The organism is Rhizobium sp. 01N447_2 (genome assembly GCF_056399245.1).
This window is the reverse complement of sequence record NZ_JBFTQY010000064.1, coordinates 1-12,140: the sequence shown is the minus strand read 5'-3', so window position 1 is coordinate 12,140 and position 12,140 is coordinate 1. Positions and strand designations below refer to the sequence as shown.

Annotated in this window: 16 protein-coding genes; 7 read left to right on the top strand and 9 right to left on the bottom strand. The window is 62.1% G+C overall.

The features are described from left to right. Positions 1-15: 15 nt before the first annotated feature. The 3 genes from AC1ECN_RS30020 to AC1ECN_RS30010 all read right to left on the bottom strand — a co-directional run bounded on the left by AC1ECN_RS30020 (position 16) and on the right by AC1ECN_RS30010 (position 3,018). A complete protein-coding gene (locus tag AC1ECN_RS30020) occupies positions 16-480 on the bottom strand; it encodes a nuclear transport factor 2 family protein (protein WP_130672089.1) in 465 nt (154 codons plus the stop codon). A 40-nt stretch (positions 481-520) separates the two neighbouring features. Continuing rightward, positions 521-1,996, bottom strand: a complete 1,476-nt coding sequence (locus AC1ECN_RS30015; protein ID WP_130672090.1) for an MFS transporter — start codon at positions 1,994-1,996, stop codon at positions 521-523. Between the two features lie 113 nt (positions 1,997-2,109). Then, positions 2,110-3,018, bottom strand: a complete 909-nt coding sequence (locus AC1ECN_RS30010; RefSeq protein WP_477954983.1) for a LysR family transcriptional regulator — start codon at positions 3,016-3,018, stop codon at positions 2,110-2,112. Between the two features lie 119 nt (positions 3,019-3,137). Between AC1ECN_RS30010 and AC1ECN_RS30005 the strand changes: the two genes are divergently transcribed. Continuing rightward, the gene (locus tag AC1ECN_RS30005) at positions 3,138-3,521 is read left to right on the top strand and encodes a nuclear transport factor 2 family protein (protein WP_163862318.1); all 384 of its coding nucleotides are present in this window, start codon (positions 3,138-3,140) and stop codon (positions 3,519-3,521) included. A gap of 11 nt (positions 3,522-3,532) precedes the next feature. After that, positions 3,533-4,117 (top strand): NAD(P)H-binding protein, encoded by a 585-nt coding sequence (locus AC1ECN_RS30000; RefSeq protein ID WP_130672093.1) that lies wholly within the window; start codon positions 3,533-3,535, stop codon positions 4,115-4,117. Positions 4,118-4,144: 27 nt separating this feature from the next. Here AC1ECN_RS30000 and AC1ECN_RS29995 read toward each other — a convergent pair whose 3' ends face one another. From AC1ECN_RS29995 to AC1ECN_RS29970, 6 genes are all read right to left on the bottom strand, one after another. Further along, positions 4,145-4,504: a DoxX family protein gene (locus tag AC1ECN_RS29995; RefSeq protein ID WP_130672094.1), complete on the bottom strand. Its 360-nt coding sequence runs from the start codon at positions 4,502-4,504 to the stop codon at positions 4,145-4,147. A gap of 11 nt (positions 4,505-4,515) precedes the next feature. Then, on the bottom strand, positions 4,516-4,905 hold the full coding sequence (locus tag AC1ECN_RS29990; protein ID WP_130672095.1) for a nuclear transport factor 2 family protein: 390 nt from the start codon (positions 4,903-4,905) through the stop codon (positions 4,516-4,518). A 143-nt stretch (positions 4,906-5,048) separates the two neighbouring features. Then, positions 5,049-5,783 carry an SDR family oxidoreductase gene (locus AC1ECN_RS29985; protein WP_130661055.1) on the bottom strand — a complete coding sequence of 245 codons (735 nt, stop codon included), beginning with the start codon at positions 5,781-5,783 and terminating at the stop codon, positions 5,049-5,051. Positions 5,784-5,893: 110 nt separating this feature from the next. Continuing rightward, positions 5,894-6,481: a TetR/AcrR family transcriptional regulator gene (locus AC1ECN_RS29980; protein ID WP_012756338.1), complete on the bottom strand. Its 588-nt coding sequence runs from the start codon at positions 6,479-6,481 to the stop codon at positions 5,894-5,896. 75 nt (positions 6,482-6,556) lie between these two features. Beyond that, positions 6,557-7,132 carry a peroxidase-related enzyme gene (locus tag AC1ECN_RS29975; protein WP_012756339.1) on the bottom strand — a complete coding sequence of 192 codons (576 nt, stop codon included), beginning with the start codon at positions 7,130-7,132 and terminating at the stop codon, positions 6,557-6,559. After that, positions 7,129-7,611, bottom strand: coding sequence for a CMD domain-containing protein (locus AC1ECN_RS29970; RefSeq protein ID WP_113545762.1), 483 nt, complete (start codon positions 7,609-7,611; stop codon positions 7,129-7,131). Before AC1ECN_RS29970 ends, AC1ECN_RS29975 begins: the two co-directional genes overlap by 4 nt. 161 nt (positions 7,612-7,772) lie before the next feature. On the opposite strand from AC1ECN_RS29970, the gene AC1ECN_RS29965 reads away from it, so the two are divergent. The 5 genes from AC1ECN_RS29965 to AC1ECN_RS29945 form a co-directional block, all read left to right on the top strand. Beyond that, positions 7,773-8,771, top strand: a complete 999-nt coding sequence (locus AC1ECN_RS29965) for a LysR family transcriptional regulator (protein WP_130661056.1) — start codon at positions 7,773-7,775, stop codon at positions 8,769-8,771. Further along, on the top strand, positions 8,768-10,258 hold the full coding sequence (locus AC1ECN_RS29960; RefSeq protein ID WP_130672096.1) for an NAD(P)-binding domain-containing protein: 1,491 nt from the start codon (positions 8,768-8,770) through the stop codon (positions 10,256-10,258). Before AC1ECN_RS29965 ends, AC1ECN_RS29960 begins: the two co-directional genes overlap by 4 nt. Then, positions 10,251-10,991, top strand: a complete 741-nt coding sequence (locus AC1ECN_RS29955; protein ID WP_477954980.1) for an amino acid ABC transporter ATP-binding protein — start codon at positions 10,251-10,253, stop codon at positions 10,989-10,991. The genes AC1ECN_RS29960 and AC1ECN_RS29955 overlap by 8 nt, the downstream gene beginning before the upstream one ends. A gap of 16 nt (positions 10,992-11,007) precedes the next feature. Next, positions 11,008-11,832, top strand: a complete 825-nt coding sequence (locus AC1ECN_RS29950; protein ID WP_012756344.1) for an amino acid ABC transporter substrate-binding protein — start codon at positions 11,008-11,010, stop codon at positions 11,830-11,832. A gap of 56 nt (positions 11,833-11,888) precedes the next feature. Further along, positions 11,889-12,140 (top strand): ABC transporter permease subunit (locus AC1ECN_RS29945; protein ID WP_477954977.1); only part of this gene is annotated, 252 nt, incomplete at its 3' end.

The window sequence follows — 12,140 nt, the reverse complement described above, 5'->3', positions numbered from 1 at the left end:
TACCCGCGGTCTCGATCAACCGGCCGCCATCTCCATCGTGTCACGCCATGTGAAATGCGAAGTGCGCTTCGAGATCAGCCACCGATCACCCTGGCGCACATATTCGTCATTGTAATAAACGCCGTTGGTATTCCTCATCTTTTTGCCATCGACTCTATTCACGAGGACAACGAGGCAGTAATGCACTGCCGTCGCGCGGTCTCCGTCAATTTCGGCGGTGTGCTGTCCATTGATATGGTAGGCCGTCTCGAAATTGGCCATGAAGCCGGTAAAGGTCTCCTGAATCTCCTTGCGACCCTTGAGCGACGCAAAAAGCTGTCCTTCGAAGTAGGTGTCGACGACGGCGTCTTCGGCAAACAGCAGGGACTGAGTGGCCAAATCCTTCTGGTCGGCGAGATTGGCGAAAGTGTCGACGAGTGCTTTGAGGGCGACCTTGTCTTCGAGTGTCTGGATGCGGTGTTCCAGAGTGTTGTCTTGCATGGAAATCTCCCTGAGTTGGAACGGATTGGCGGATCGCGCTTCAGGCGACGTCGACCGACTCTTCGGCGACTGGGACGATGGCGGAGGCGGGACGGCGCTGCCGTACGATCAGGGCAAGGACGAGAACAAGCGCCAGCGCCATCATCGCGGCCGAGCCCGTCAACGCCATCGTCACGCGATGGGCAAGAAGTTGGATGCCTTCCAGGCCGCTCGTGCCGAAAGCCGTAACGGCTACCAGGATCGCAAGACCAACGGAATTGCCGAGCTGGTGGGCGACGTTGACCACACCTGAGGCGGCGCCGGCATCGGCCCCGGAGACGCCTGATATGCCCGAGGCTGTCAGGGGGCTGAGGACGAAACCCTGGCCCCAGCCGATCATGACCATCGGCAAGGCGATGTCACTCAGATAGTCCGCATCGGCGGAGACACGGCTGAGCCAGGTCATTCCGATAAGGGTCAGGACAAAACCCGTGGCAAGAAGGCGGGCGTTGCCGAACCGCTTCGTCAGCTGCGGTACGGCCATTGCCGATGCAAAGTTCACGAGTGTCGCGGGCAGGAAAGCCAATCCGGTGGCGGCGGCGCTGTATCCAAGAACACTCTGCAAGAACTGCGTCGTGAAGAAAAAGAAGCCGATCATTCCGCCGAGGAAGAGCATTCGCGCAGAATAGGCGCCGACGCGTTCGCGACTGGCGAAGAGACGCAAGGGCATGATCGGTTGCCGGGCACGCCGTTCGATGGCAACAAAGACCATCAGTAGCAATAGGGAGGCCGCGATGAGGGCGCTGGTCAGGCTATCATGCCAGCCATGGCTTGCCGAACGGATCAGGCTATAGACAAGCGCCACCATGCCGATCGTCGAGGTCAGGCCTCCGGCAATATCGAGCCGCCCTGACTGCCGTCCCGTCTCGGGAACGAAGCGGATCGCGGCGAGGATCATGCCGAGGCCAATCGGCAGATTGATGAAGAAGCCCACACGCCATGACAGCCACTCGGCCAATACGCCGCCGAGCACGAGGCCGACGCTGGCCGCAATGCCGGCGACGGCGCTGTAATAGGAAACCGCGCGGGTGCGCTCGGTCCCTTCGGCGAAGGTCGTCTGCAGTAAGGCCAGTGTGGCCGGCGCCAGAATAGCGCCGCCAATCCCCTGAGCGGCCCGCGCGCCGATCATCCAGGCCGGCGTCTCGGCAAGACCGATGGCGAGGGAAGATGCGGTGAAGAGAGCAAGGCCGATGGTGAGCATGCGCTTGCGGCCGAGAATGTCGCCCGCTCTTGCACCCAGGAGCAGGAAGCCCCCGAAGGTGAGGGTATAGGCGCTCTGCACCCAGGCCAGCTCAGGGTCAGAAAAGCCAAGTTCACGATGAATGCTCGGCAGCCCCGTCAACACGATCGAGGTGTCGAGCACGAGCATCACGTAGCTGGTGAGGATGATGGCCAGGATCGCGGTCTTGTTGACCGCGTGCGATAAGGGTTTTGCCGCTCGGCTGGAGGGCCGGCTGGCCTGTGGGGGTGATCTCATGGCGCTCTCCGGAACCGTCATTGCGGCGATTGCCGCGGATGTCCCGAGAGATAGCACCCGGCTATTCTGCCGATTAGATTGCTATTCCTGCATGCGCTTTTGAAGAATTCTCATCAATGATCGGAACGTGATGTTCGGTATCGCAGCGCGTCGACCAGCACGCTGAAGGCCGGAGACATCTGGCGGCGGCTCGGATAGTAGAGGAAGTAACCATCGAACAGCGGGTTCCAGTCGTCGAGAACGGTGACAAGCCGCCCGCTCTCGATTTCATCTCGTGCATGATCCTCGAACAGGTAGGCAAGTCCGACGCCCCCGAGCGCCGCTCTCATCACCATCTGCGTGTTGTTGAAAGCCAACGGGCCATCAACACGGACACGAACCTCCCGACCGTCCTTTTCGAACTCCCAAACCAGATAGCCTCCATAGGTCGGCAGTCTGAGATTGATGCAGGCATGGGCAGTCAGGTCCTGCGGCGTCGACGGTTTTGGGTGGCGCGCGAAATAGTCTGGCGAACMAACGACCACCATCCTCATCTCAGGTCCGATCCGCACGGCGATCATATCGGCATTGAGCTGCTCGCCGAGCCGAATTCCCGCATCGTAGCGCTCCGCGACAATATCGGTGAGTGCCCCGTCCACCGTGATTTCAAACTTGATATCCGGATATTCCGGAAGAAGTCGCTCTATCGCCGGCCAGAGGATCGATGTCGTCGGATGCTCGCCGGCGGTGATCCGAACCGTGCCTGCGGGTTTGTCGCGCAGTTCTGTGAGAGCTGCCAGTGCGGTATCGATGCCGTCGAAGTGCGGCTCGATCGAGTGCAGCAACCGCTCCCCGGCATCGGTCACGGAGACGCGCCGGGTCGTTCTTGTCAGCAACCGAACGCCGAGCCGCTCCTCGAGCAGCCGCATCGAATGGCTGAGCGCCGAAGGCGAGACGCCAAGCTTTGCTGCCGCTCTCGTGAAGCTCTGTTCTCTGGCGACCGCCAGGAAAACAGTCAGGTCGTTGATGCTGTCTCGGGACATTTTTGAATTCTGCTCAATACCGAATGCGGATTTTGCAGTCTAATCGTCTTTTCGCCCATGGACTAGATGATGGAGGCGGGCAGCGCCCAGGCATATCTCGACCAGAAAGGCTGTTCTCGATGAACCACGCAGCATCAGCAAGCGTCGAGGAGGAGATCATTGCCCTCTCCCTGGAAAAATTCCGTTGGAAAACCTCCGGCCGTATCGATCTGGTCGAGGCGCTTTTCGACGACGATCTGCACTTCGTCCACATCACYGGGCATGTGTCTTCGAAGCGAGAGTGGATCGAAGAATTGCGATCGGGCCGCTTTGTCTACAACCGCATCGATCCGCGGGGCGCTTCGGTTGCGGTCGAGGGCGATCGAGCGACGCTCCGAGGCAAGGCCGTTTTCACGGTGACCATGGGGGGACACCGAGGACAGTATCGTCTGGCTTTCACCGAAGTCTATGTCCGCAAGCCCGCCGGGTGGAGGCTCGTGGAGCTTCTCACCTCGACCTACTGAGGGAAATCAGCATGACCAACATCCTTATACTCGGCGCCAACGGGCAGTTGGCGCGCAACACGACGCGGATGCTCCTCGACAGGACGGACGCCCATCTCACCCTCTATCTGCGCCGGGCGAGCCGTCTTGCCAACCCGGCACCTGAAAGAGTGAGAATCGTCGACGGTGACGTTCTCGACAACGCGGCRCTCCGCTTGGCGATGGCCAAGCAGGACGTCGTCTATGCCAACCTTTCCGGCGATATGGCTCGCCAGGCACGGTCGATCGTTGACGCCATGCAGGCGGCGGGGCTGAAGCGGCTGATCTTCATCAGTTCGATGGGCATCTACGGCGAAGTCCCTGGCGAGAAATATCGCAGCGTCCTCGATCCCTATCGAGATTCTGCGGCGCTGATCGAGCAGTCGGGCCTCGATTACACCATCCTGCGGCCGGGTTGGTTCACGCACGACGCTGAGATCAACTATCATCTCACCAGAAAGGGCGAGCCTTTCAAGGGACACGACATCTCGGTGGACAGCCTGTCGGACCTGATCGTGAAGCTCGCCTTCGATCCCGCATTGCATGCTCGCCAGAGCCTCGGCGTAAGCAGCGGATGAAATGCGCCACAAGCGGACTTGGATGGCCTACTGCGATCGTCTCCGCCTCATCGTCAGAACAGCGACGAGCCCACAAAGACCCAGCACCACCAGGGGCGGAATGGCATGCGCATATTCGCCATGCAACAGAACCGTACCCATAGCGGCCAGCATCACCGCACCCCCGAGCAGCGAACCGTAGAGGCGCAGCGGTTTGAAGATGAGCATGACCGCGGTCGTGAATTCACCGATGGCGGTCAGATAGTGAAAGCTTTCCGGATAGCCCCACCGGGCATAGTCCGCGGCGATTTCGGGGCTGATGAAGGTGTTGCCGTAGGCGCCGACGAAGAAGAAGGCTGCAAGCAGCCAGGCAACGACGTCTGCTAGGGATAGGTTGACCAGAGACATCGGGGGCGACCTCAATGCGACGGCGCTTGGAGCGCGAGAGTGCGGCGCGCCAAACGCCAGCCCTCCGGCGTCCGCCGTAGCCGGTCGGTATAGGTCACGCTCGCCACTGCGCCGCTCGGCAACAAACCAAGCCCCTTCGAGACGGCGACGAGCTCGTCGCCCGCGCCTTCCTGAACGTACACATTCGTCGTGTGATGGGCCGTCGCATGGCCGTCCTGGCTGGCCATATGGCAGATCGCTGCGATGCCGGTGACCGGAGCAAACCCGAAAACGCCCGCGTCGAAATGCGCATCCTCGGTAAAGACTTCACCGAACCTGTCCCACGCATGATTGTCGACGAGGTGTGCCCAGAGCGAGAGGATTTGGTTGATCTCGACGATGTCATCCGTCGTTGGTTTCATGTCTCATGGTCCTTGAAAGGGGATGGCGGGCGAATTCACTATCGCGGCGAAAAGGCGGATGCCGCGTCCTCGGATGCAACATCCGCCGTGTCGGCTGAACGGTCCTGCGCATGCCGGGTCGTCAGGCGCCCGGCCGCGGGCCGTCACCAGTTGATGGGGCCATTGGTGTTGAAAAACTGGCCGGTCGGTCCGGCGTCATCCAGCAAGGCATATTTGACCGGCGCCCGAACGCCGTCTTCGATCGTGATGTAGCCGCCGCCTCTGTTCAACTCGGTCATGACATAGCCGGGGCAGACAGCATTCACCTTGATCGGCGTATCTTTCAGCTCAAGGGCAAGCTGCACGGTCAGCATGTTGACCGCCGCCTTGGAGGCGGCATAGCCAAGCCATTTGACATCGGGGGACGGATTGTTTGCATCGCCCGTCCACCAAAGCGAACCCACGCTGCTGGAAAGGTTGACGATGCGCCCGCTGGCCGCCTTGCGGATCAGGGGCAACAGTTTCTGGGTCACGATCACCATTCCGATGAAATTGACCTCATAGGATTCACGCAGGGTTTCGACGGAGGCCATGCTGGGGAAATCGTCGGTGTCGAGCAGCAGGATTCCCGCATTGTTGATCAGGATGTCGAGCCTGCCGAACCGTTCGTCGATCGACGATGCGGCAGCGTCGATCGTATCAGGGCGATTGAGATCGATCTCGATCGCCTCGACCGCCAACCCCTCCGCACGCAATGTTTCGGCCTTTGCCTGCCCGGCGGCGAGATCGCGTGCGCCGAGAAGGACGAACACGCCTTCCTGGCCGAGCTGGCGAGCCGTTTCAAAACCAAGGCCGCGGGTCGCGCCGGTGACGAGCGCAATCTTTTGATGTGTGGACATTCTATCTCCCAAGCAGGCGCGCTCGCAAGGCGAGGCTGTTTGCAATGACGTTGCTCAGCAACGCATCGTGAAATTGCATGGGAAATTATGTCTGTCAATGACAAATGACACTAAGTGACATTTTGTTCGAAGTGGACGATACCGGCGGCGCGATCGAAGAGATCGGCGAGTGACATTGCCGCTCCGCCATCCACCCAACTGTTTATCGATGCCCGAATGAGCGCGAAAACCGTTCCCGCGATCGTATAGGCGACAATATCAGGGAGCGGAGACCGTCTGTCCGGCGAGGCGAGAATATGGGCGACTTCGTCGATCAGTTCGGCGATCATCTGTTCTTTTCGCGCGGAAATGCTCCTGTTGGAGCGGATCGCCGTCTCGATGGCGAGAAAGAAACGCGACTTTTCATCGAACGCCAAAAGCATCGCCCGCGCGGCAGCAAGAAGTGCGACAACCGGCGGCTCCGAGGCGAGCCGCTCCGTCAGTTCCGCACGGACGATCGTCATGCCATCCTGCACCCAGCTGACGATCACATCCTCCTTTGTCGGGAAATAGCGAAGCAGGGTGCGGGGCGACACGCTGACGGCGGCAGCGATATCGGCAATGGTGGTCTCCTCGAATCCACGCTTGTGGATCAGGTCCAACGCGGCCTCGAGCAGCTGCGCTCGCGTGCGATCCTTCTTATCTTCCCGAAGTCCCAAGATTGTCTCCACGCTGACATGCGGTGAGCTTCTTTTGACACATCATGCCATTTGTCGTCCAGCGACAGAAATGCGCTAATCTTTCATCGGCTCGCCGAGTGTATGCATCAGGCGGTTCGCCCAGCCGAAGATCGCCGACGAGAGGACGAGATCGAGAGCCTCCAACTCGTCGAGCCCGACGTCTGCCAGCGCCTGCGCATCGGCCGCGACCGCCTCGGGCGGCGTGGTCGACAGTCGGGCTGAAAAGTTGAAGATTGCCTGGAGGTGCTCGTCGAGCGTCGCCTCGAGACCATCGGCGAACACGGCTTCGATGACATCCGTGCGTTTTGTCAGGTTGTTGAACCGGGATGCATGGACGGCGGCGCAGTAGACGCAGCGGTTGACGACAGAGGCGGCGACGGCACCCAGTTCGCGCTCGCTGGCCGCCAGTCCGTCCTTGCCGTACATGATCAGGTTGAACAGCGGTGAGCGGACCGCGAGCGTCTCGGGGTCGTGCGCCAGGGTCAGCACATAGGGCGAGATGCCCTTGTTCGACGGCGTCGTCTGCATCGCCGCATGCTGCTCGTCGGTGGCGGTCGCGAAATCGACCGGAACGACATAGGGCTGCCAGCGCGGCACCGTGGTGGTGAAGGTGTGGACGACCTCGCTCATCGCATTTCTCCCAGCAGCTTCAGGCCGGCGAGAACCCGCACCTGGTAATTGACGAAAGCCGCAAGTTCCGCGAGCCGGACGATGTCGGCGTCGGTTACGCCGACCTGACGCAATGCCTCCACATCAGCGCGCGTGGCATCGCGCGGCGCGACCGTGAGCCGGTCGGCATGGCGAACGATCTCGGCGGTGCGCGGATCCGACACGTTCGTGTCCGGCTCGGCGAGCAAGGCTGTCGCCGGTTCGTCGGCGCGGGCAACGAGCGTGTCGTAGTGGCTTGCGAGCGCCGGGCTGCGGTTGTGGCGCGCCATGCGGGCGGCGAGCGCAGCCCTCAGGCCGTGCGACAGCCCGCCGGGATCGCGTGGCAGAAGCACTGCGTCGTGGGCCGCTTCACTGAGGCGCAGGATCTCCGCGCGTTTGCCCATGGCTTCCGCGAGCGCGGAACCCGGCCTCACAGAGGCAAGAGTTTCGATGAGTGTCAAAACAAGCTCCTCAATACGTCAGCGGACATAGGTCTTAGGTAGGCCGGACCTCTCATTATGTCAAACTAGAATGATAAACAGCATTCGATGTGAATTTTTTATCTACAGCCAGTCGTCAAATGAGAATTGTCATGCTTTACTGACATGAAGGAGAGTGTTTGATGTCCAGTATGCATTCTAACTCTTTCGATATCCGGCAACTTGAAGCCTTCGCGGCGGTGATGTCCGCCGGCAGCGTGACGGGGGCGGCGCGACTGCTCGGCCGGTCGCAGCCGGCGGTCACAAGGCTGATCCAGGATCTGGAAGCCGATATCGGTTATGCGCTCCTGCATCGAAGCGGCCCGCGCATCAGCCCGACCGCGCGCGGTCTGCTCTTTCACGCCGAGGTGGAACGTCATCTTGCGAGCCTCGCCCACATCCGCGAACGGGCGAATGCCATCGGCCTCGATGAGCCGCCGTCGCTGACGATCGCCGCCACCCCGTCGCTTGCAGCCGGCGTTCTGCCGCAGGCGATCTCGGCCGTCGCGCCGGACCTGATACCCCGTCATCTCCATGTGCAGGCGCTGGCGGCCGAGAACGTCGTGCAGGCGGTGCTCGCCCGCTCGGCGGACTTCGGGATCTCAAGCCTGCCGCTGGAGCACCCCGGCCTCGACGTGCACTGGATTGCCGAAGCGTCGTGTGTCGTCGCTCTCGCCGCCAACGATCCGCTCGCCAATGATGACGTGGTGCGTCTCTCCGATCTCGCCGAGCGCCGCATCATCACGCTCGCCAATCCTTACCGCCTGCGCCACCGCATCGACGAGGCCCTGGAGCGGGCGGGTGTGGCGCCGCAACGGATGATCGACGTCAACGCCTCGCTGACGGCCCTGACGATGGTCCGGGCCGGATTGGGCGTCGCCATCGTCGAGCCGGCAACGGTCTGCGGCGTTCCGCTCGAGGGGATCGTGATGCGCGTCCTCGACCACACCATCCCCTTCCTGTTCGGCGCCATCTCGCCTGCCGCGATGCCGCTGACCCCGACGGTCGCCGCCGTGATCGATGCGGCCCGCGCCGTGGCGCTGGCGATGCCCGGTTGCCGGCTGCATGACGCAGGCGGCGTCGAAGCATTGGCCGACACCGTCTACGGCGGTAGCCCGATGACCGAGGACGTGCCGTCATGAGCGACCTCTCGACGTTTCCGAACAATCTCGAAGCGCTCGAGGCACGCCTGCGGCAGGACCTTGCCTGGCTGGAGCTGCCGGCCAAGTCCTGGGTTCCGCCCCGCGTCGTCGATGGCCAGGGGGTCGTCGACGTCGTGATCATCGGTGCGGGCATGGCCGGGCTCGTGGCCTCCGCCATGCTGAAGCGGCTCGGCGTGGCCAACCACATCCTTCTCGACAAGGCGCCTGCCGGAAGCGAGGGTCCGTGGGTCACCTTCGCCAGGATGCGAACCCTTCGCTCCCCCAAGCAACTGACCGGGCCGGCAATGGGCCTGCCGGCGCTGACGTTCCGCGCCTATTACGAGGCGCTGCATGGCCGCGATGCCTGGGTCGCGCTCGACCGGGCGCCGCGTGAGACATGGATGGACTACCTGGTCTGGTACCGGCGCGTGCTTGACCTGCCGGTGCGCAATGGGGTCGCCGTCGATGCCATTCGTCCGCGCGCCGACGGCCTGCTCGAAGTCGTCTGCCGTCATGATGGCCGGTCCGAAACGACGATCGCGCGCCATGTGGTGCTGGCAACGGGCCGCGACGGCCTCGGCGGTCCCTTCGTACCGTCGATCGCCCACGGCATCGAGCGCAAGTTCTGGGCTCATACCGCCGACGAAATCGACTTCGCCGCATTGCGCGGCAAGCGGGTCGGGGTCGTCGGAGCCGGCGCCTCGGCGATGGACAACGCCGCCACCGCGCTCGAGGCCGGCGCTGCCCGGCTTGACCTGTTCGTGCGCAGGACCGACCTGCCACGGATCAACAAATTCACCGGCATCGGCAGCCAGGGCGTGGTGCATGGGTTTGCCGGTCTGCCGGATGACTGGAAGTGGCGCTTTCTCGACTACGCCATGCGCTCGCAGACGCCGCCTCCGCGCCCGAGCGTCTTGCGTGTCAGCGCATTCCCCCAGGCCCATCTCCATCTCGGAAGCCCGATCGATCGATTGCAACAGCAAGGCGACCATATCGTTGTGACGACGCCGAAAGGCAGCTATCCCGTCGATTTCCTGATCTTCGGCACCGGCTTCAGGGTCGACCTGAAGAACCGGCCGGAACTCGCCGCCGTCGCATCCCATATCGGCCTCTGGCGCGACCGCTTTCCTGTGCCCGCGGACATGCGAAACGACGAGCTTGAAACCTCGCCCGACCTCGGAGAGGCGTTCGAGTTCCTCGAGGCCGAGCCCGGCGCTTGCCCGGCGCTGGCCCGCATTCACTGCTTCAACTTCCCGGCCACGCTCAGCCACGGCAAGCTCACGGGCGATATTCCCGCCATCAGCGAAGGCGCCGACCGGCTCGCGCGCGGCATCGTCAGGGCGCTGTTCGTCGCCGACCGCGAGCGTCATTTCGCCGATCTCCAGGCCTTCGATACGCCCGAGCTGCTCGGAGACGAGTGGGCCGACGACGAGACCGTGACGTTTTCCGACCTATCTGCCGAAAGGACACCGACCCGAAATGCTTGAGATCAAAAACCTAAAGCTGYCCTACGGAAACACCCAGGTCCTCAACGGCGTCGATCTCTCGGTGAACCGCGGCGACGTGGTGTCGATCATCGGCCCCAGCGGCACCGGCAAGACGACGTTGCTGAAGTGCATCAACTATCTGGCCAAGCCGGCCTCCGGCACGATCGCCTTCGATCAGGTCAGGATGGACTACCAGAAACCGGACAACACTGCGGTCCAGGCGATCCGGCTGCGGACGGCGATGGTCTTCCAGCAGTTCAACGTCTTCAAGAACATGACCGTCATTCAGAACGTGATGGATCCGCTCGTGGTCGTGCAACGCAAGTCGAAGGACGAGGCGCGTTCGATCGCCTTGCAGGAGCTTGAGCGGGTCGGCCTTTCGAACAAGATCGACAGCTACCCGTCCCAGCTTTCCGGCGGCCAGCTGCAGCGGACCGGCATTGCGCGTGCGCTGGCCGTGAAGCCGGATGTCATGCTCTTCGACGAACCGACGTCGTCGCTCGACCCCGAACTGGTCGGCGAGGTTTTGAAGGTGATCAGGGACGTCACGTCATCTGGCATCACCTCGCTCCTCGTCACCCACGAGATGCAGTTCGCAAAGAATATCTCGAACCGCATCGTCTTCATGGATCGGGGCGTCGTCGCCGCTCAAGGCAGCCCTGCCGAGATCTTCGACACGCCCTCCAATCCGCGCCTTGCCCAGTTCCTGAATTCCGAACACTCCATCCAGTAAAGAAAGGATGCCTGACATGTCTTCCATCAAGTCGACTTCCCGCCGCACCTTCGGCCTCGCTGTCGCCGGCGTTGCCTTTGCCCTCGCAACCGCGGGCCTATCGCATGCCGAGGACGTGCGCACCATCAAGATCGCGACTGCTGCCGAATCCAAGCCGCTCTCCTGGGGTGCCATCGGCGTCGAGCCGCAGGGTTACGAGCCCGACGTCCTGAAGGCGATCAACGCCAAGCTGCCCCAGTACAAATTCGTCATGGAGGGTGCTGCCGACATCGCTCAGGAGACCGGCCTCGCCACCGGCAAGTACGACATCGCGACCGGCGGCTACTACCGGGCGCCCGCTCGCGAAAAGCAGTTCCTCCTTCCGGAGAGCCCGATCGGCGCCAGCCTGATCAAGATCTACAGCCGCAAGGACAGCGGCATCAACGAAATGAAGGATCTCGTCGGCAAGAAGATCGTGCCCGTGACGGCCGGCGGCGGCATCTACAAGTTCGCCACTGCCTGGCAGGAAAAGAACCCCGACTTTAAAATCGAGATCACCGCATCCAGCGCCGGCATTCCCTATCCGGATCGCCTGAAAGAGGTCGAGAACGGCAAATATGACGCGCTGGTTCTGCCGTCGAACCTCGGCGAGCAGACGGTCATCGACCAGCAGAAGCTCGACGTCAAGGCGAGCGAGCCGGTTGCGATCAATAACACCTTCGTCCTGATCCATCGCTCCGAGGAGAACAAGGCGCTCTCCGCAGACATCGACAAGGCTCTGAAGGAGCTCAAGGCCGACGGCACGCTGGCCAAGCTCTCGCAGAAATGGTTCGGCGAGGACATCACCACCTACATGAAGTAACGCCGGCCAACGATACCGGCGATCAGGCCCAAGACCGAAACAAGGAGTGTTCCGAAGTGGACCTATCCATCATGATCCCTGAGCTGCTCTCGGCGCTGCCGCTGACGCTTGCGATCACGTTCACGGCCATGATCGCCGGCTTCCTGCTGGCCTTGATAACGACGACGTTCCGGGTGCGCAGGATACCGGTTGTCAGCCAACTGGCTGACCTCTACGTGTCCTATGCCCGGAGCGTCCCCGTCGTGCTCCAACTGTTCGTCGCCTTCTACGGACTGCCGCTGGTCGTCGCTCTGTTCGAGGTCGAGGAT